The organism is Rhizorhabdus sp. P4_G5 (assembly GCF_056401065.1).
On sequence record NZ_JBFUKB010000001.1, the window covers coordinates 399,240 to 417,020 of the forward strand.

Genomic DNA, 17,781 nt, shown 5'->3' on the forward strand with positions numbered 1-17,781 from the left:
AAGACGCGCGAATGTCGCGACGGCCACGGCAACTTTGCGCATCAGCCGGCGTTGGCCTTTCCGTCATGGGATCGAGCTACGATATTTCCGCGCCTGAAGTTGTCGTGCGCTGCGACGCACTGCTGGGCGAGGGCCCGATATGGGTGGCGCGTGAGCAGGCGCTCTATTGGGTGGACATCAAAGCGCCATCGGTCTGGCGGTTGGACTGGGAAACGAGGAGCACGCGAAGTTGGACGCCGCCATGGCGCATCGGGGCCATCGCGCCGCGCCTTGAAGGCGGCTTCATCGCCGCCACCGAAGCGGGATTTGCGCTCGCCGACTTCGAGGAGAATATCTTCGAACCGATCGGCAATCCCGACAAGGATATCCCCGGCAACCGCTTCAACGACGGCAAGGTCGATCCCGCCGGCTGCTTCTGGGCCGGAACTATGGACGATGCCGAACAGGCGACCACTGGCTCGCTTTTCCGCCTCGATGCCGCGCTCGAGTGGCAATGCGTCGATCGCGGCTACCATGTCACCAATGGTCCGGCCTTCAGCCCCGATGGCAGGATCCTCTACCATAGCGATTCCGCGATACGCACCGTGTACCGTTTCCCCATCGCCGCGGATGGGTCGATCGGCGCGCGCGAGACATTCCTGCGCTTCGGCCAGGACGACGGCTATCCCGACGGCATGACCAGCGACATCGAGGGATGCCTGTGGATCGCCTTCTGGGATGGCGGCTGCGTGCGGCGCTTTTCGCCGGAGGGCGTGCTGCTCGACCATGTGGACCTGCCGACCCGGCGTCCGACCAGTTGCGCTTTCGGCGGACCCGATCTCGACCGGTTGTTCATCACCTCGGCACGGATCGGCCTGGAGGACGTGCTGGCCGATCAGCCGCTGGCGGGTTCGCTGTTCATGGTGCGGCCCGGCGTCGTCGGCGTCGAGCAACCGTCCTTCGCCGGTTGAAGCGGGAGCACGCAATGGCCAATTTCATGTTCTGCACCGGCATCGAAAACAGCATACCGACGATCGACAATGGCCGCACCCGCATCGACGAGATGGAGCTGTGCGGCCACTATAAACGGTGGCGCGAGGACTTCGATCTGGTCGAGGATCTCGGCATCCATTACCTGCGCTTCGGGCCGCCGCTGCACCGGACCTGGCTGGGTCCCAACCATTATGACTGGTCATTTGCCGACCATGCCCTGGATGACCTGCACCGCCGGGACATCACCCCCATCGTCGATCTTTGTCATTTCGGCGTGCCGGACTGGATCGGCAATTTTCAAAATCCGGACTTTCCGCATCTTTTTGGGGGCTACGCAGCGGCGTTCGCGCAGCGTTATCACTGGGTGCAGCTCTATACGCCGGTCAACGAGATGTTCATCTGCGCGGTCTTTTCCGCCAAATATGGCTGGTGGAACGAGCAACTGACCAGCGACACCGCCTTCGTCACCGCGCTCAAGAATATCGTCAAAGCCAATGTCGTTGCGATGCAGGAGATATTGAAACTCCGCCCCGATGCGATCTTCATCCAGAGCGAGTCCTCGGAATATTTCCACGCCGACAGCCCGGCAGCCATCGGCCCCGCCGAGATCATGAACTCGAAGCGTTTCCTGAGCCTCGACCTGAATTACGGGCGCCGGGTGAACAGCGAGATGTACGAGTTCCTGATGGATTGCGGCATGACCCGGGAAGAATATCACTTCTTCCTGGGCAACCGCCTCAAACAGCACTGTATCCTCGGCAACGACTATTATTGCACCAACGAGCATCGCGTGCACCAGGACGGCCGAACCTGGGCAGCGGGCGAAGTGTTCGGCTATAGCGAGATCACCCGCCAATATTACGGCCGCTACGGCCTGCCGGTGATGCACACCGAAACCAATCTCTCCGAAGGCCCCAATGGCGACGAGGCGGTAAACTGGCTGTGGAAGGAATGGGCCAATGTCCTGCGGCTGCGCAACATCGGCATCCCAACGGTCGGGTTCACCTGGTATTCGCTGACCGATCAGGTCGACTGGGACAGTGCGCTGCGGGAACGCAATGGCCATGTGAACCCGCTCGGCCTCTACGATCTCGATCGCAATATCCGCGCCGTCGGCAAGGCCTATAAGCAGCTTATCGCGGATTGGCGCGATGTCCTGCCCGCGCAGAGCGTCTGCCTCGTGGTGCCGGTGGTGCCCCCTTCCCACTCCGGCCGGGTCGATGCCGTCGAACAGGAAGATCGCGCCGGAGACATGCTGCGCCGGCCCGACGCCCAGCCCCTGACCAGCGAGGAGATCAACCGGTGAACATCGAGCGGATCGAAACCTTCTATGTGCCGCCACGCTGGCTGTTCGTGCGGATCGAGGCGCAAGGCGGCCTGGTCGGCTGGGGCGAAGCCAGCCTCGAAGGCCATGCCGAAGCCGTCGACGGCGCTTTCGAAGCGTTGCGCGACCGTTTCGTCGATCATGATGCGCGGCGGATCGAGGACATCTGGCAGATAGCCTATCGCGGCGGCTTCTACCGCGGCGGGGCGGTGATGATGAGCGCCTTGTCCGGGCTGGACCAAGCGCTTTGGGACCTTAACGGCAAGGCGTCGAACCTGCCGGCCTGGCAGATGCTGGGCGGCCGGGTGCGTGACAAGGTGCGGGCCTATGCCTGGATCGGCGGAGACCGACCCCATGAAGCCGCCGAAGCTGCAGCTGCGCGGCGGGAGCAGGGGTTTTCCGCGGTGAAGATGAACGCCACCGCGGAGCTCGACTTCCTCGGCACGCCGAAGTTGCTGGACGAGGTGGTCGAGCGGGTCCGTGCGGTCCAGGCCGAAGGGCTCGACGTCGGGCTCGACTTCCACGGGCGCATCCACAAGCCGATGGCGAAGCAGCTGGCAAAGCTGCTCGAGCCGCTGGGGCTGATGTTCATCGAGGAACCGCTGCTCTCCGAAAATCCCGAAGGCATCGCGCAGATCAGCCAGCTGGTCAGCACGCCGATCGCGCTCGGCGAACGCCTCTACTCCCGCTGGGACTTCAAGCCCTTCCTCGCTTCCGGCGTAGTGGACATCATCCAGCCGGACCTGAGCCATGCCGGCGGATTGAGCGAGTGCCGCCGCATTGCCGCCATGGCGGAGGCGTTCGACGTGGCCGTCGCCCCGCACTGCCCACTCGGCCCGCTGGCGCTGGCATCCTGCCTTCAGCTGGCGGGCTGCACGCCCAATGTCGTGTTGCAGGAGATGTCGCTCGGCATCCACTATAATGTCGGGCACGACCTGCTGAATTTCGTCACCAATCCCGATATATTCAAGCCGATCGACGGCTTTCTGGCGATCCCCACTGGGGCCGGGCTTGGCGTGGAGATCGACGAAGCGGGCGTGCGCCGTGCGCATGAGCAGCGGCACCGCTGGCGGAACCCGATCTGGCGCTATGCCGACGGCAGCTTTGCTGAGTGGTAGGATGAGCGACGTACAGCTCTCGGCCGGCCCGCTGCGACTGGCCCTGCTGCCGTCGCTCGGCGGCAGCATAGGCCGCTTCGACTGGGTCGAGGGCAATGCGGTTTCTCCGATCCTGCGCAGCGAGGCCGCGCCTGCTTCTCCGCTCGAGGCCGGGTGCTTCCCGCTCGTTCCCTATTGCAACCGCATTCGCGGTGGCGCCTTCCGCTTCCGCGGCCGCGAGGTCTTGCTGGCACCGAACATGGCCGGCGATCCGAGCCCGCTGCACGGCCAGGGCTGGCTTGGCCGCTGGCGCGTGGAGGAGCAGACTGCCGCCAGCGCCCAGCTTCTGTTCGAACATGATGGCGGCGAGTGGCCATGGCCCTATGCCGCCCGGCAGCGGCTGAGCCTCGATCCGCAAGGCCTTACGGTCGAACTCGGCTGCACCAACAGCGGGGACGCCGCGATGCCCTGCGGGCTGGGGCTTCACCCTTATTTTCCCTGCGCTGCCGGGACGCGCCTGGTCACCCGGGTCGAAAATGTCTGGACCGTGGACCAGCGGGTCCTGCCAGTGGAGCGCATCGCTGCGCGCGGACGGTACGACCTGACCGATGGTCCTATATGCGGTCGCGAACTGGATAATGGCTATGATGGCTGGAGCGGAGCGGCTGCCATCACGACGCCGGGCGCGCCGTTCAGCATCACCCTGTCTTCGCCGGGGACGCGCTTCTTCCAGCTCTACTCGCCACGGCAAGGCGGCCTTTTCGTCGCAGAACCGGTCACGCACGCCAACGCAGCGCTGAACGCGCCGGAAGAGCGCTGGGAAGCGCTCGGGCTGAAGGTCGTGGAGCCCAGCGAAACCATGACGCTGCGGATGCGGCTGGACATCGACCCCGTGTGAATGCCCGTCAGGCGGCCACGCGGCGATCCAGTACGCCCCGGAGGCGCAGCTCATGCGCGAAACGGTCCATTGCGCAGGATAGCGGCGGCAGCAGCGCTCCTTTCGTGCTGCCGAGCGGCACCGCGCCGGGCCGAATGGCGCGCCAGCCGAGCCGTTCGCCCGGCACCGCGTGGATCAATGCCGCATCGAGGCCACAACGCCCGGCGAGCTGGCGACCGAAATCCGACCAGGACAGCGCCTCGCCATTGGTGAGATGCCATATTCCCTCGACACCATCGATCATCAGGTCGAGCACGGCGCTGCACAGGTCCGGAACATAGCTTGGCGTGACCACCTGATCATGAGCGGCGCGGAAAGGCCGCCCCTGACCCAACGCTCCGACCATGTGCATAGCGAAATTATAGGTGTCGAAGGGCGAGAAGAAGGCGGCGGTGCGAATGATCAGGTGACTCCCGTGGAGCGACCGTATCGATTGTTCCGCGAGAGCCTTGCTCCAGCCATAGACGTTCAGCGGCGCAGGATCGTCATCTTCCCGATAGGTCCTGCCGATCCCGCCATCGAACACCAAATCGCTTGAGAAGCTCGCTGTCGGGATGTTCCGTTCGGCGCAGGCGGCGGCAAGCCGCTCCGCCCCCTCGGCGTTGGCGGCGATGCAGGCCGCCGCGTCGGTTTCGGCATCGTCGACCCTCACCCAGCCGGCGGCGTTGATCACCGCCCAGGGCCTGTACGCATCGAGCGCCGCAGCGATGCTTTGCTCATCGGACAGGTCGAGCTGCTGCCGGCATGTCGCGACATGAGCGATGTCGCGATGCCGGCAGGCGGCCGCGAGCGCGCCTCCCAATGTTCCGGTCGCTCCGACCACGAGCAGCGGCGGCGCGGTCTGGCCCGCCATCCGACGCCAGCAGCGCGAATGATCGGGCAGCGGAGCTGGTCGCGGAACTGCCGGGTGGTGGACGCGGATGTCGCGCCTCCACCAGCCTGAGCCGGCGAGCACCGGGTGCGAAGGCTCCTCCCCCCGGCTTAGGGACTTCAGCAGCGGCACGACGGCCGTTGGCCGCGGCACCGCGCCGCGCACGTCGAACGCACCGGCTTCATAGACACCGGCGGTGGTAAGCAGAGTGTTCCAGCCGCAGCCCCCGAGCAGCGCCCAACTGGTCACGGCGCGGATGTCGACGCCCTCGCCGCGGAGTGCGAACGCCGTCTGCCACGCATCATAGGTCCAGCGCATCTGCTCCTCGCGGGTGCAGCCATTGTGAACCTCGGTGACCGCGAGCGGGATATGGTAGCGGTCCCAGGCCTCGCGCAATGAGCCGGCGAGTCCCGGGGGGGGCGGCTGCAGGACGCGGACTGCCTCGACATCGACGAACGCGCGCCGGCTGTTCCCCCCGCGCACTCGCGCCGGATAGCGTTGCACCCTGTGGTCGAGAAACCGGTCGCTGGTAAGATAGTGGTTGATGCCGATGATGTCGGGCGGACAGGGATCGTCGGCAATCCGGCGGAGGCGGTCCTCGAAGCCATAGCGCAGGAGGCGCGTCCACAGATCGTGCCCAGGCACCACTTTCCCGCAAAGCAGATCCCAGCCCATCCATCGGCGCACATTGTCGAAGGCGGCCTGTTCGCGAACGGAAACCGTTGCGTAGGTACGCCCCAGATCGTCGGTCTGGACGAGCCGCGCCTCGGGCTGCACGCGCCGCACTTCGCGCATGGCGAGCCGGGTAGCGTCGATCTGGTTCAGTAGCGCGAGCCAGAAGCTCGGTTCGTCGCGCAGATGAGGATACCAATGACCATAGAGCGTCGCGAAACGGGCCGTGGTCAGCGGCTCGTTTACGGGCGTCCAGTCAGTGATCCACGGATAACGCTCCGCGACGGTGCGGGCATGGCTTGCCAGGCCGGAAGCGAAATCGTCTGCCAGCAGATTGGTGGAACGCGGGCCGCTGCCATGGTGCACCAACCCTGCAATTGGGCGAATGCCGTGAGAACGGAGTTTCGCCAGCCCCATGTCAGACCAGTTCCAGTCGTGGTTCGCGCTCGTTTCGGCTGTCATACGCTCCCAAAGGATCGGGTAGCGCAAGGCGCGAAGCCCAAGTTCGGCGAACAGGTCAAGATCGGAGATGCGGTCATGATGCCCCGTCTCCTTAAGCTGATCCCGAAAGCTGTCCCCGACGCGGTTGACCGTGCACTCTGCACCGCCCCAAAGTTCCAGCATGTCCACCCGCTACTCCCCGGTCTCGCCAACAAAGATCAATCGGGAGAAACGAAGTCGATCTATACTTGTTGCATGATGAGGATAATAACTCATCCGAAATAACATATATCATACAATAGCTTACATATATTCTGATGGAACTCCCGAGCCGGTTGCACCGTTCTTCATACACATTTGTCAGCAAGGCTATGTCATGCAGCAGCTCCCTTCCCTTCCCCGTGCCGTCTCTTCCATGGAGGGAGGGGGCCATGCCGAACGGCTGCTTATGTGCTTCAGCCATCTTAGATGGGACTTCGTATTCCAGCGACCGCAGCATCTGATGAGCCGCTTCGCGGCAGAATATGATGTGGTCTTCTGGGAGGAACCACTGACCTCCGACGAAGCTCTGGCGCCGTATCTGCAGGTCCGCAGCTGTGAACGAACCGGTGTGATCGTCGCCACGCCGATCCTGCCGGTCGACTTCAACGAAGGCGACGAACGGGCCATGCTCAAGAGGCTGCTCGGCGAATTTCTCCAGGATCGCCCGCAGCCCGCCGTCAGATGGTATTACACGCCGATGATGCTGCCGTTCTCGGAACATGTCCCTGCGGATTGCATCGTCTATGACTGCATGGACGAACTCGCGAATTTCAAGAACGCGCCGCCGGAATTGATGCCGCTCGAGATGCGGCTGATGGAGCAGGCCGATCTGATGTTCACCGGCGGCCACAGCCTCTTCGAGGCGAAGCGCGGCCGTCACCCTCATATATATCCCTTCCCGTCCAGCGTGGACGTGAAGCATTTCAAGGCTGCACGTGCGCCGGGCCGCGATCCGGAGGATCAGGCGGCGATCCCAGGCCCGAGACTCGGCTTCTACGGAGTCGTGGATGAACGTATGGACCTCGAACTGCTGGCACGGCTTTCCGAGGCCCGGCCGCAATGGTCGATCGTGGTGGTCGGCCCCGTCGTCAAGATCAGCGAAGACGATCTGCCGCGAGCACCCAACCTCCATTATCTCGGCGGGAAGTCCTATGCCGAGCTGCCCGATTATCTGCGCGGCTGGGACGTCGCGCTGATGCCGTTCGCCATCAACGAGGCGACACGGTTCATTAGTCCGACCAAAACGCCCGAATATCTCGCCGCCGGCTGTCCGGTGGTGTCGAGTCCGATCTGCGACGTGGTTCGGCATTATGGCGCGATCGAAGCGGTGAAGATCGCCGATACGCCGGAAAGCTTCGTGCTCGCCTGCGACGAAGCACTAGCCCTGGCCAATACCCCGGGCGCCTGGCAGGACGAAGTCGACTCGACATTATCAAGCCTCTCATGGGATCGCACATTCCGGCAGATGCTCGACCTGATCGACGATGCGGCGGCCCGCGCCGAGCATGTCCAGCCGATCGTTTCTCCAACCATTTGGCCCGCTGAACGCCCGCAACATTATGATGTGATGGTGGTCGGCGCGGGTTTTGCCGGGGCGGTCATGGCGGAGCGGCTTGCCGCCGGCTCGAACAGAAGGGTGCTGGTCGTCGATCGACGCCCGCATATCGCCGGCAATGCCTTCGATCATCTCGATGACGCCGGCGTGCTGATCCACCAATATGGTCCGCACATATTCCACACGAACAGCCAGGAAATCGTGGACTATCTGTCCCGATTCACGGATTGGCGGCCCTACGAGCACCGGGTGCTCGCGGAAGTGAACGGCCAGCGCGTACCGATGCCGATCAATCGCACCACGCTGAATCTGCTCTACGGACTGGACCTGCGCACCGAGGAGGACGCGGCCGCTTTCCTGGCATCGCGCGCTGAACCGGTCGAGACGATCAAGACGTCGGCCGATGTGGTCGTCTCCGCGATCGGCCGCGATCTGTATGAGACCTTCTTCCAGGGTTACACCCGCAAACAATGGGGAATGGATCCGTCCGAGCTCGACAAGTCGGTAACCGCACGGGTTCCGACGCGAACCAATGTCGACGATCGTTATTTTACCGACAGCTTCCAGGCCATGCCGGCGCAGGGTTTCACGACAATGTTCGAGCGCATGCTCGACCACCCGAACATCGATCTGCTGCTGGGCGTCGATTTCGCCGAAGTGCGCGACGCCTATCCACACACGCATCTCGTCTTCACCGGCCCGATCGACGAATATTTCGGCTATCGCTTCGGAAAGCTGCCTTATCGATCGCTGCGGTTCGTCCATGAGACCGTCGACCAGGAGTGGCACCAGCCGGTCGCGGTCGTGAATTATCCGTCGGAGGCGGTGCCCTATACGCGCGTGACCGAATATAAGCACCTAACCGGCCAGCAGGCGGAGCGCACCAGCATCACCTACGAATATCCAAGCGCCGAGGGCGATCCTTATTATCCGATCCCGCGTGAAGAGAATCAGGCGTTGTTTAAGCGCTATGAGGCGTTGGCTATCGCACAGACCGACGTAACTTTCGTCGGCCGCCTCGCGACCTATCGCTATTATAATATGGACCAGGTGGTCGGTCAGGCGCTCGCCACCTATCGCAAGATCTTCGCCAAAGCCGATGCAAAAATCGACAGCAAGAATAGCGTAACAATCCAGCTAGGCAGCGGCCCCGAGCTGAAGGCCGCCGCCGCCTGATACGCACCGCTGAGATCGCTAAGCATCCGTAATGATTACTATTCTTTTCGCTAACATCGATTAATTCATCTTGTCTCAATCTACCCGCGCCTATAGCAGAGCGCGCGGAGCCGGGGCTCCGATCAGATGGGTTGGTGCTTGGAGTGGGGACATGGGTGAGCGGTGGACGCCGGAGGCCGCGCGAGAATGGTTCGCAGCGCTGCCATGGCTGGTAGGGTGTAATTTCACGCCCTCCAATGCGATTAACCAGCTTGAGATGTGGCAGGCCGATTCCTTCGACCTCGCGACCATGGATCGTGAACTAGGCCTTGCCGCCTCGGTCGGCATGAATGCGATTCGCGTCTATCTGCACGATCTTCTCTGGGTGGAGGATGCTGACGCCTTTCTCGACCGGATCGATGCCTTCCTCAGCCTGGCGGAGCGTCATGGTATTCGCGTGATGCTGGTGCTGTTCGACTCCTGCTGGCATCCCGAGCCCGAGTTGGGTACCCAGCCGCAACCTCGCGAAGGCGTGCACAATTCGGGCTGGGTTCAGTCCCCTGGTGTGCCTGCGCTGAGCAATGCGGAAGAGCACAGGCGGCTCGAATCCTATGTGAAGGGCGTGGTCGCCCGCTTTGCGGATGACCCGCGCGTTCTGGCCTGGGACATCTGGAACGAGCCTGACAATGGGCCCGAAGTCGCGCTCTGCGATCCCGTTGCTTTGAAGGCCAAGGCCGATCTGGTGGTGCCGCTGCTCGTGGAAGCGTTCGGCTGGGCGCGCGCGATGAACCCCATTCAGCCGCTGACCAGTGGGATCTGGCTGGGCGACTGGTCGGCGCCAGATCTGCTCAGCCCCATCCAGCGCGCGCAGACAGGCAACTCGGATGTGATCTCCTTCCACAATTACGGCGTGGCGGAAGACTTCATCCAGCGCGTGAAATGGCTGAAGACGATGGGCCGGCCGCTGATGTGCACCGAGTTCATGGCGCGTCCGGCGGGGAGTACCTTCCAGGCCATCCTGCCGGCTGCTAAGGAACTCGAGGTCGGCGCCTTCTGCTGGGGTCTGGTCCGCGGCAAGACGCAGACGCATCTGCCTTGGGACAGCTGGGAAAATCCCAATATCGAAGGTCTGAAGGACGCCTGGTTTCACGACATCTTCGACGAGAGCGGCGAACCGCACGACCCGAGCGAAGTGGAGTTCCTGCGCTTGCTGAACCGGCTCGATCAGGTGGCTGCCTGAGCCGGTGGGCCCCGGGGCTTCAACCTAGCTTGTCCGCCAGCTTGCGCCACGGCATAGTCGATGCCGCGCGGCCTGCATTGATGTTCATCATGTCTCCATAGGTGGCGACCATGGTGGATCGCCTCGTTCGTCAGCCGCGCCGCGTTACCCTAGTGTAAGGTACGAATTTGCGGAGCGACACCGCGCCGTGGGTGAAACGGGTGCTGCTGTCGAGCAGCCGAACAAGGTCGAGGCTGCAGAGCCGGGAACCCCAGGGCTCGCTGACCAGAATATCGTCACGATCGAGAGTATGGGGATCGTCGGTCTGGTTCACGTAGATCGTATCGCCGATTTCACGATAGACTATGGCAGTGCCATCGACGACCTCGGTGGACTGGATTGAACGGAGACTGATGCAGTCCACCGGCTTCCCGGCGACCCGGCCTTCGAGGAGCCTGGCCATCCGGGCGTCGGCGCGCTGCTGTGCTGTCGACGTTGCGGCCGAAGCACCCGATGCGAGCGCCACCGCCGCGATGAGCGATGTGATGAGACGCATTGCCTTGGTCCGAAGATAACAACGCGCCCCGTTATCACGTCTCGCATGAACGGGAGATTAGCATCCGCCGAACGATGGAGGCACCGGAGACCGATAAGAAAACCCCGGCCGTACAGGCCGGGGTCAAGAGATAGGTCGGCCCAGGCTCTAGTAGCTGCCTTGCCCCTGCAGGCTGTGCTTGAGCTGGCTGGCGCGATCATGGCCTCGCCGGATCGACTGATAGGCCTGCTCGATCACCTGGCGAACTTCCGGCGATAGGTCGGTGTCGCTCAGGGCCGCCTGGTATTTCTCCTTGATATAGTCCTCTCCCCGCTCGACCTCCTCGACGATCGCCTTGTCGTCGCGACCGGTGACTGCGTCCTTCAGGTTCATGAACGTCCGGTGCGCGGCGGCGAGAAAGCTGCTGTCGTCCTCGGGATTTCCGCCAAGCCGGCGTACTTCGGTCTGCAAGGTGGTAACGACTTGTCGGCGCTCCTGGGCGAACTCGCGGAATTGCGATGAGAAGCGCGTTGCATCGACGTTTTCCGCCGCCTCCTCAAAGCCCTTGACGCTGTCGAGGGTCGTCTTGATCAGGCTGTTCAATGTCGAGACATCGGTATCGGTGCTCATGGGTAGCCTCCTTCGGGTGTTCCGGATCAACGACTTAGACGGGTTTTGGCTGCGAGGTCGGCGGTCTTGAAAACAGGCGCTGGCGGGTTTTCGGTTTAACCGAGGCTTCGCCGAGATGGATGGAGCGATTGACAGCGGGAAGCCAGCCACGCACTGCTCGAATTCGATGCGGTCATGCACGCAGATCACGTTCAGATCCGATCGCGTTTCCCAAGGCTCGAGCACTATTGCCGGCAAGTGGCGGCGATGAAGGGACCCGAAACGGAATTGGACAGTTGGTCTCGATGAGATGGCGCGGTATATCGCTGTGTCGATAGCAGGGAGGGCTGACATGCCGGTATCCGAAGGCAATGCGTTGGAGCGGGTTGCCCGCGTGCTGTGCGGTCAGCACCTGAGCGCCAATGCCAACGGCACATATTCATCGGCCTGCGATGCGGTCGACGCCGCGTGGCACGACTATGTCGACGATGCGATCGCGGTGCTCAAGACCCTGCGAGAACCCGACGCAGCCATGGCCGCTGTCGGCGATGCTGCGATATGGGAAGCGATGGTGCATGCGGCCCTGGGGGACGAGCCAGTGAAAAAGCGCGCGTCTTAGCGGCCCCCTCCACCCGCGTCATTCGCGCTGGTGGGATATCCACCGCAGCAGCATGCCGATTACAGATGTCAGCATGCCTGCAATCAGGCAGCCGGACATTAGCGGGTCCTTCGATGCCATTTTCCACGAGACCAGCCCAAGCAGAGCGACGCTTACCGAGGAAATGAGGTAACCGAGCGTCTTGATCGCGGAGGGGCTCAGCGCCCCGCCCGCCTCGGTCTTGGATTGATCGCCACTACGCAAGCTTGAGCCCCTCCTTATTGGCCTGCGCGGTCAGGGCGGCATTCTCGTCATCGCTCAATGAAGAGCGCAACGCAGGGAATATCCGGCTTTCCTCCAGCTTGATATGCGCATCGAGATCGCCGCGAAAGGCCGCGACCTTGCCGAGAAACTCAGGCGCCACCTTCGGCATCCTGCCCAGATCGTAGAGATATTGCTTCACATAGCCATGATCATGGTTGAGCTTGTCCGCATCCGCCTTCTTCGCGCGATCGCGTATCGCAGGATAAATCACATTTTCCTCTGTGAAGGCATGCTTGCTCAGCGCATGCTTGAGCTGCGCCAAAAGGGTGCTCCGCCTGCTCGATTGGGTGTCTTTGGTAGCCTGAAGCTTGTCGAAGATACCGAGCACCAGCGCGTGCTCGGCTTTCAAGGCTTCCAGCCAGTCCCCGGCAAGCAGGCCCGACGCCTGCACCACCGCCTTGCGGCTCAGGGTGATTGCAAGGCCGGCCGCCAGGCCGGCTGCCGCTGCGCCAACGACCGCCGCTGTTCTGGGCTTGACCGACCCTTTGACGCGTCGCGTTGCGGTGGCGGCCGTGTTGCGAGCGGTCCGCGGCGCCGCGGCAACCTTGCGGCCGGCGGATACAGCGCCGCGCTTTACGGTCTCGGTCGCCTTACCCGCAATCTCGACGAATTGCTCCTGCGCTTTGGCTGCCGTTTCGGCCAGCTGCTCCGGCAGCTTGCCTACACGCGTTGCGAGCGCGGATGCTTGCTCCGGGGCAGCACGCTGGCCCCGCCGCGCCTCGGCCCTGGGTCGTCTGTCCGTACCTGCGGGCTTGCGGGGGGTCGCCCTCCGAGCCTTGGGAGCGCTGCGCGGAGCGGGCGAACCGCTCTCTCGACTATTGCCCCGTGCAGCGACGGCAGCGTCGAGCTTCTCGCGATCGTTGCCGATCTCATCGACCAGTGCCCGGGCGTCGGCACGGCTGAGCCCATGCTTCTGCGCCAGATAATCGAGCTCATAACCCTCGCCCTCGGCGACCTGCGAGCGGTCGCCCTCGCCCTGCTTGTTCTTGTCGTCCGCCATATCGATTGCTCCTGCCTGGGCATGTGGTCTCGTAACGCCAGGCGTGGCGACGGGTTGCGAGCTCCAAGCGATTAATCGGACACCGATAATCCAGATCAATGTTCACACGATGCGCTGGATAAAGCCGAGGGCTTCGGCCTCATCGGTTGAGCGTCATGCTCATCCCCGCCGCGACAGCGGCATGGTCAGGCAGTGGACGCCGCCGCCGCATTGGGTGAACTGATCGATGTGCAGCGCTTCGATGGTGAAACCACGATCGCGCAGTTCGGCGTTGATGCGTTCGTTGGCGGCCGAAGATATCACGACGCCGTCGCCCAATGCGAGCACGTTGCAGCCCAGCTGCCGCGCCTCCTTATACTTCACCGGGATCAGCTCGATGCCATAGACGCCGAGCCGGTGAACGAAGCGATCGTCGAGAACATCGGTGCAGGCGAGTGCCAGGTTCCGCCCCACCATACTGAATTGCGTGTCGAGATGAAGGAAGTGAGGATCGAAAGGATAGATCAGCACATCCCAGCCCTGCGCCCGGAAAATTTCAGCGACCGCTTCCGCTCCCACCTCGTCGGTGCGCTCTCCCGAACAGCCGACGATCACCAGCCCCGGGCGAACCACCGCAATATCGCCGCCCTCGACCGTCCCTCGCCGAACCTTCGCGGCCAGCGGCGCACCGAGACTGCGTGCGAAGCGCAGCGCATGACCCGCCTCCCCCTGCCGGTGCGCGGCCGCCGGTCGCAGCGTGATCAGTCCCCAGGGCGTGGTGACGACCGCGTCGCGGGTGAAGCACATGTCCGGAAGCTGCTCGTCAGGCGGAAGCAGATGGCAACGCACCCCATGCCGCTCCAGCACCGCCTGCAGCGCCGCGTGCTGGGCGAGCGCTTCGTCGATCGAAACCCTGAAGCCATTGCGGAGGCTCTCCTGGGTGACCGAACAGCATGGAATGGGTGCGAGATGGGAAGGTCTGCAAAGAAGGACGTCGGTCAGCCGATGAACTTCGCTCTCGACGCTGCACCGCGAAAGAGCCGGCCGCCACCAACCGCCGAGATTGATTGGAATTTCGAGCTTCATTGGCAACTCCATGGAAGCTCGCAAAATCACCTGGGCAGGCGAGTTGTTCCCTCTAACCTGGATCATACAAGCCATTGTGAAGAAACCACTTCATGGGCGCCGCGTTGTTCCGGCATGGCCTCATTCGTACAATCGGGCACCGCGACTTCTTCCTGCCGGGAGTCAGACCAAGCGCTCCTTGCAGTGCTCAGGTTCCTCGACGAACAAGGCTACCGCTTCATAACGCCCACGCCGGCGACGCATGCACGGGTGTTGCGACGGCCGGAGCGGCAGCAAGCCCGCAACCTCGCCGATGCGCTGGGCTGGAGCCTCCCATTCGCACCGGCGCTGCTCGACGCAAGATTGTTCGATATGCTCGTCGCCGCCGACGCTCTGCAGCCATCGCCGGACGGTCAGCTGAAGAGCCGCTACCGCATATCGTGGCTGCGCGGTGTGCTTTTCCTCCACTCCGCCTATCCCACCGATGCAAACGACGCGGTCTTCTTCGGCCCGGACAGCTATCGCTTTGCGGATCTGATCACGAGCGAACTCGACGGCTGTCTACATCCTGCGGGAGCGATGCTGGTGGACATCGGCGCCGGCGCCGGCGTCGGCGCGATCACCGCCGCCCGCCTCTGCCCCGACCTCCGCGTGACGATGACGGACATCAACCCCGATGCGCTGCGACTGGCGCGGATCAACGCACGCGCCGCAGGCATCCACGCCGGTACCGTCCTCGCCGCGAATCTCGACGGCGTCTCGGGTTCGCCGGATATCGTGCTCGCCAACCCGCCCTACATCGTCGACTCCGCGGGCCGCGATTATCGTCACGGCGGCAGGATGCACGGCGCCGAGGTGGCGCTCGACATGGCGGCGGCGACAGTTGGCAGGCTCTCGCGAGGCGGTCGCCTCATCCTCTATACCGGCAGCGCGATCGTCGACGGCGGCGATCGCTTGCGTGCGGCGCTTGGCGAATTGGCCGCCGACCATGACTGCTCGATGCGGTACCGAGAGATTGATCCGGACATGTTCGGCGAGGAACTGGACAATCCGGCCTATCGCAACGTGGACCGCATAGCGATCGTCGCGGCGATCCTGACCAGGAATGGGTAGCGGAATGGCCGTTACCGACCAGAAAGGCCCCACCGCGCCCCATCGTGACAGCGAGCGCGGCAGCGTGGGGCTGCTGATCATCGACATGATCACGACATTCGACTTCCAGGGCGCTGACGCACTGCGCTCGAAGGCCCATGATACGGCAAAGGCCATCGTCGAGCTGAAGCGGGAGGTCGAGTCGCTGGGCCAGCCTTCGATCTATGTGAACGACAATTTCGGCGAGTGGCATTCGGAGCGCTCGAAGCTGGTCGAACGCTCGCTCGAGCAGGCCAATCCGGTCTCGGAGATAATCAAGCCCGACGAGCAAGATTATTTCATTATAAAGCCGCAATTCTCGGGCTTCTACGCCACCAATCTGCAGGTCCTGCTGCCCAAGCTAGGCGTGAGCCGGCTGATCCTGAGCGGGATCGCCACCGATATCTGCATCCTGTTCACCGCGGCTGACGCACATATGCGCGACTACGCGATATGGGTGCCAGAAAATGCCGTCGCGGCAGTCTCGGACGATCGGCATCGATGGGCCCTCGAGATCATGCGCCAGAGCATGGGGGCGGAGACGGCACCCACGACCGCGCTCTCGGTGAAGGACTGGACCGGCCGACTTGATCGATCGGCCCGGCGCTAGATCAACTAAGTCTCGTACCCTACGAAATCTATCTCCTCGATGCCCATATCGGAACCATTCGAGGAGATCGAATGCTTAGAGCACGCCGCGCGCCTTCATGACAGTCGCCAAATCGTCGATCGCCGATGCATTGAGATAGGTTCGCGCCGTTTCCCAATGGTCGAGCCGGATCGGCGCCGAGACGTTAAGCGAGCAGCGCTGCCGATACTGAACATCCAGCGACAGGAAGCGCTGGATCTGGGTCACGAGCGGGCCGACCGTCATCGTCGGGGTAACGAAAGGCGAAGTCAGTGTCGCCGATTTATCGACCGAGATGCTTTCCATGGCTCACCCTTCATCGGCATCGTTGATGAAGTTGAGATTTAGTACAGCTTTTCAGAAGGATGCTGACATGAATTAAGATAGGCTATCCGTTCATCGCTGGCGATGAAGGAGATACCGCACCTGAAGACAACGGGTTTGTGCCGGCCGCTGTCGAAAGGTTGGCGTCCTGCGGCAGCATGATATGACGGGTAAGCGCGCGGAGCGTCAGACCAGGGCGGCAACCACCTTGAAGATGCCGGTCCACAGCAGCAGCGGAGCCACCACGTAGAGAGAGATTCGCGTTGCCGAAAGCCTGAGGTCATAGCCCGGCACCAGCACCACATTCCGTTCGACGCGCTGCTGGAGCGCGTGAACGGGCGAAGCGATCGGGCCATCGCCGTCCTGTGTCGGACGCGGCCCTGCGCGGAGTGCCGCCTCTACGATATCGGTCGTCTTGAACTTGGGAAGGGCCATGTCTCACCTCTGACAATGGCCTACGGTCCAACCCGTAAACAAAAGATTAATTTTCTGCGGTCAAAAGCGCGCAATGTTCGGCGGGCTGCGCTCGTGCGCCGAATATGCTGCTATGCGGCAAATGAGCGATCGGGTATGATCGTTACCGCGTGAGCGCTGAATTTCAGGCGAGCATAAATGTCATACCTTCTGCTTATGAACGCCCCTTCGACTGCTACGTCAACGGAGAAAAGGAGCATGTTTTTGGGAACTTCGCCGGGGCCGGAGCGGATCCGACATCCGCGTTGGGCGACGGACGGTTGAAGGTGTCGAGGCCCAAGGCCCGGCGGTGGTGCAGGCTAGGCTATCACCGCCGCACCGCGGTCAACTGGCACCAGGATCGCGCCTTTTCGGAGTGCGGCTATTGCGGCCAGGATCTTGTGCGCTCGCGGCGCGGCTGGCGCGGAGCACGTCAGGACGAACTTCCGGAAGAGTGGCGAACCCATCGGCATGTCGCGGAGCCTTCAGGCGAAGGGCGGCTGCGCTGGATGCCGATCCTGGCCGCCAGCATGCTCGTCGTGGTCGGCCTGGCCCTGTTTGCAACGCTGCAATTCGCTTGATTTCGCCGTCCAGGATGCCGAGCGCCGCGGACGCAATCCGCAGGCAAACGCCCCCTTTGCACGCCGAATGTCGTCGAGTGGAACTTTAGCCGCCCTGACGCCGTTTTGTAATGACCTGAAAATGGCCGCCACAGGCCGTCGGGGGTGAGGATAGCATGGGACGGGATCGACCTGCCGAACTACCGCGAGCGGACAAGGCACTGGCCGGCTTGCTGGCCGGGCTGCCGCTCAGCCTGCTTCTGTGGGTGGGCATCGCCACAATTGCCGTC

At 63.0% G+C, this 17,781-nt stretch carries 18 protein-coding genes; 10 read left to right on the forward strand and 8 right to left on the reverse strand.

The window, feature by feature from the left end; all coding sequences use genetic code 11:
- Positions 1–65: 65 nt before the first annotated feature.
- From AC1DQK_RS01900 to AC1DQK_RS01915, 4 genes are read left to right on the forward strand one after another with little or no spacing between them, the layout of a single operon-like run.
- Entirely contained in the window at positions 66–950 is an 885-nt protein-coding gene (locus AC1DQK_RS01900; RefSeq protein ID WP_477866776.1) for an SMP-30/gluconolactonase/LRE family protein, read from the forward strand.
- A gap of 14 nt (positions 951–964) precedes the next feature.
- Complete coding sequence (locus AC1DQK_RS01905; protein WP_477866778.1) at positions 965–2,278, forward strand: family 1 glycosylhydrolase; 1,314 nt, start codon at positions 965–967, stop codon at positions 2,276–2,278.
- Positions 2,275–3,414: a galactonate dehydratase gene (gene dgoD, locus AC1DQK_RS01910; protein ID WP_477866780.1), complete on the forward strand. Its 1,140-nt coding sequence runs from the start codon at positions 2,275–2,277 to the stop codon at positions 3,412–3,414. Before AC1DQK_RS01905 ends, dgoD begins: the two co-directional genes overlap by 4 nt.
- A gap of 1 nt (position 3,415) precedes the next feature.
- A complete protein-coding gene (locus AC1DQK_RS01915) occupies positions 3,416–4,291 on the forward strand; it encodes an aldose 1-epimerase (RefSeq protein ID WP_477866782.1) in 876 nt (291 codons plus the stop codon).
- A 7-nt stretch (positions 4,292–4,298) separates the two neighbouring features.
- Here the strand turns inward: AC1DQK_RS01915 and AC1DQK_RS01920 are convergent, their stop codons facing one another.
- Complete coding sequence (locus AC1DQK_RS01920; protein WP_477866784.1) at positions 4,299–6,497, reverse strand: sugar nucleotide-binding protein; 2,199 nt, start codon at positions 6,495–6,497, stop codon at positions 4,299–4,301.
- A 319-nt stretch (positions 6,498–6,816) separates the two neighbouring features.
- Here AC1DQK_RS01920 and glf point away from each other — a divergent pair, with 319 nt between their 5' ends.
- On the forward strand, positions 6,817–9,087 hold the full coding sequence (gene glf / locus AC1DQK_RS01925; RefSeq protein WP_477866786.1) for a UDP-galactopyranose mutase: 2,271 nt from the start codon (positions 6,817–6,819) through the stop codon (positions 9,085–9,087).
- Positions 9,088–9,238: 151 nt separating this feature from the next.
- Complete coding sequence (locus AC1DQK_RS01930) at positions 9,239–10,306, forward strand: cellulase family glycosylhydrolase (RefSeq protein ID WP_477866788.1); 1,068 nt, start codon at positions 9,239–9,241, stop codon at positions 10,304–10,306.
- Between the two features lie 130 nt (positions 10,307–10,436).
- On the opposite strand, the gene AC1DQK_RS01935 is transcribed toward AC1DQK_RS01930, so the two are convergent.
- Both AC1DQK_RS01935 and AC1DQK_RS01940 read right to left on the reverse strand, forming a co-directional pair.
- On the reverse strand, positions 10,437–10,841 hold the full coding sequence (locus tag AC1DQK_RS01935) for a hypothetical protein (RefSeq protein ID WP_477866790.1): 405 nt from the start codon (positions 10,839–10,841) through the stop codon (positions 10,437–10,439).
- A gap of 147 nt (positions 10,842–10,988) precedes the next feature.
- Entirely contained in the window at positions 10,989–11,450 is a 462-nt protein-coding gene (locus AC1DQK_RS01940) for a ferritin-like domain-containing protein (protein WP_477866792.1), read from the reverse strand.
- Positions 11,451–11,781: 331 nt separating this feature from the next.
- Between AC1DQK_RS01940 and AC1DQK_RS01945 the strand changes: the two genes are divergently transcribed.
- Positions 11,782–12,048, forward strand: coding sequence for a hypothetical protein (locus tag AC1DQK_RS01945; protein WP_477866794.1), 267 nt, complete (start codon positions 11,782–11,784; stop codon positions 12,046–12,048).
- An 18-nt stretch (positions 12,049–12,066) separates the two neighbouring features.
- Here AC1DQK_RS01945 and AC1DQK_RS01950 read toward each other — a convergent pair whose 3' ends face one another.
- From AC1DQK_RS01950 to AC1DQK_RS01960, 3 genes are all read right to left on the reverse strand, one after another.
- The gene (locus AC1DQK_RS01950) at positions 12,067–12,291 is read right to left on the reverse strand and encodes a hypothetical protein (protein WP_477866796.1); all 225 of its coding nucleotides are present in this window, start codon (positions 12,289–12,291) and stop codon (positions 12,067–12,069) included.
- On the reverse strand, positions 12,284–13,351 hold the full coding sequence (locus tag AC1DQK_RS01955; RefSeq protein ID WP_477866798.1) for a hemerythrin domain-containing protein: 1,068 nt from the start codon (positions 13,349–13,351) through the stop codon (positions 12,284–12,286). The genes AC1DQK_RS01950 and AC1DQK_RS01955 overlap by 8 nt, the downstream gene beginning before the upstream one ends.
- A 159-nt stretch (positions 13,352–13,510) precedes the next feature.
- On the reverse strand, positions 13,511–14,197 hold the full coding sequence (locus AC1DQK_RS01960; protein WP_477866800.1) for a dimethylarginine dimethylaminohydrolase family protein: 687 nt from the start codon (positions 14,195–14,197) through the stop codon (positions 13,511–13,513).
- On the opposite strand from AC1DQK_RS01960, the gene AC1DQK_RS01965 reads away from it, so the two are divergent.
- Together AC1DQK_RS01965 and AC1DQK_RS01970 are read left to right on the forward strand one after the other, a co-directional pair.
- On the forward strand, positions 14,183–15,508 hold the full coding sequence (locus AC1DQK_RS01965; protein ID WP_477866802.1) for a methyltransferase: 1,326 nt from the start codon (positions 14,183–14,185) through the stop codon (positions 15,506–15,508). The two genes, AC1DQK_RS01960 and AC1DQK_RS01965, sit on opposite strands and share 15 nt — an antisense overlap.
- Before the next feature lie 4 nt (positions 15,509–15,512).
- On the forward strand, positions 15,513–16,136 hold the full coding sequence (locus AC1DQK_RS01970; RefSeq protein ID WP_477866804.1) for a cysteine hydrolase family protein: 624 nt from the start codon (positions 15,513–15,515) through the stop codon (positions 16,134–16,136).
- Positions 16,137–16,211: 75 nt separating this feature from the next.
- Here the strand turns inward: AC1DQK_RS01970 and AC1DQK_RS01975 are convergent, their stop codons facing one another.
- Both AC1DQK_RS01975 and AC1DQK_RS01980 read right to left on the reverse strand, forming a co-directional pair.
- A complete protein-coding gene (locus AC1DQK_RS01975) occupies positions 16,212–16,460 on the reverse strand; it encodes a hypothetical protein (RefSeq protein ID WP_477866806.1) in 249 nt (82 codons plus the stop codon).
- 204 nt (positions 16,461–16,664) lie between these two features.
- A complete protein-coding gene (locus AC1DQK_RS01980; protein WP_477866808.1) occupies positions 16,665–16,913 on the reverse strand; it encodes a hypothetical protein in 249 nt (82 codons plus the stop codon).
- A gap of 305 nt (positions 16,914–17,218) precedes the next feature.
- On the opposite strand from AC1DQK_RS01980, the gene AC1DQK_RS01985 reads away from it, so the two are divergent.
- A complete protein-coding gene (locus AC1DQK_RS01985) occupies positions 17,219–17,512 on the forward strand; it encodes a hypothetical protein (protein WP_477866810.1) in 294 nt (97 codons plus the stop codon).
- Positions 17,513–17,781: the final 269 nt, after the last annotated feature.

Excerpts from the sequence above, each read along its gene's own strand:
- AC1DQK_RS01900 (WP_477866776.1), top strand. The coding sequence starts at position 66 with ATGGGATCGAGCTACGATATTTCCGCGCCTGAAGTTGTCGTGCGCTGC.
- AC1DQK_RS01905 (WP_477866778.1), top strand. The coding sequence starts at position 965 with ATGGCCAATTTCATGTTCTGCACCGGCATCGAAAACAGCATACCGACG.
- AC1DQK_RS01915 (WP_477866782.1), top strand. The coding sequence starts at position 3,416 with ATGAGCGACGTACAGCTCTCGGCCGGCCCGCTGCGACTGGCCCTGCTG.
- AC1DQK_RS01920 (WP_477866784.1), bottom strand. The coding sequence starts at position 6,497 with ATGCTGGAACTTTGGGGCGGTGCAGAGTGCACGGTCAACCGCGTCGGG.
- glf (WP_477866786.1), top strand. The coding sequence starts at position 6,817 with ATGAGCCGCTTCGCGGCAGAATATGATGTGGTCTTCTGGGAGGAACCA.
- AC1DQK_RS01930 (WP_477866788.1), top strand. The coding sequence starts at position 9,239 with ATGGGTGAGCGGTGGACGCCGGAGGCCGCGCGAGAATGGTTCGCAGCG.
- AC1DQK_RS01935 (WP_477866790.1), bottom strand. The coding sequence starts at position 10,841 with ATGCGTCTCATCACATCGCTCATCGCGGCGGTGGCGCTCGCATCGGGT.
- AC1DQK_RS01940 (WP_477866792.1), bottom strand. The coding sequence starts at position 11,450 with ATGAGCACCGATACCGATGTCTCGACATTGAACAGCCTGATCAAGACG.
- AC1DQK_RS01945 (WP_477866794.1), top strand. The coding sequence starts at position 11,782 with ATGCCGGTATCCGAAGGCAATGCGTTGGAGCGGGTTGCCCGCGTGCTG.
- AC1DQK_RS01955 (WP_477866798.1), bottom strand. The coding sequence starts at position 13,351 with ATGGCGGACGACAAGAACAAGCAGGGCGAGGGCGACCGCTCGCAGGTC.
- AC1DQK_RS01965 (WP_477866802.1), top strand. The coding sequence starts at position 14,183 with ATGCCGCTCCAGCACCGCCTGCAGCGCCGCGTGCTGGGCGAGCGCTTC.
- AC1DQK_RS01970 (WP_477866804.1), top strand. The coding sequence starts at position 15,513 with ATGGCCGTTACCGACCAGAAAGGCCCCACCGCGCCCCATCGTGACAGC.
- AC1DQK_RS01975 (WP_477866806.1), bottom strand. The coding sequence starts at position 16,460 with ATGGAAAGCATCTCGGTCGATAAATCGGCGACACTGACTTCGCCTTTC.
- AC1DQK_RS01980 (WP_477866808.1), bottom strand. The coding sequence starts at position 16,913 with ATGGCCCTTCCCAAGTTCAAGACGACCGATATCGTAGAGGCGGCACTC.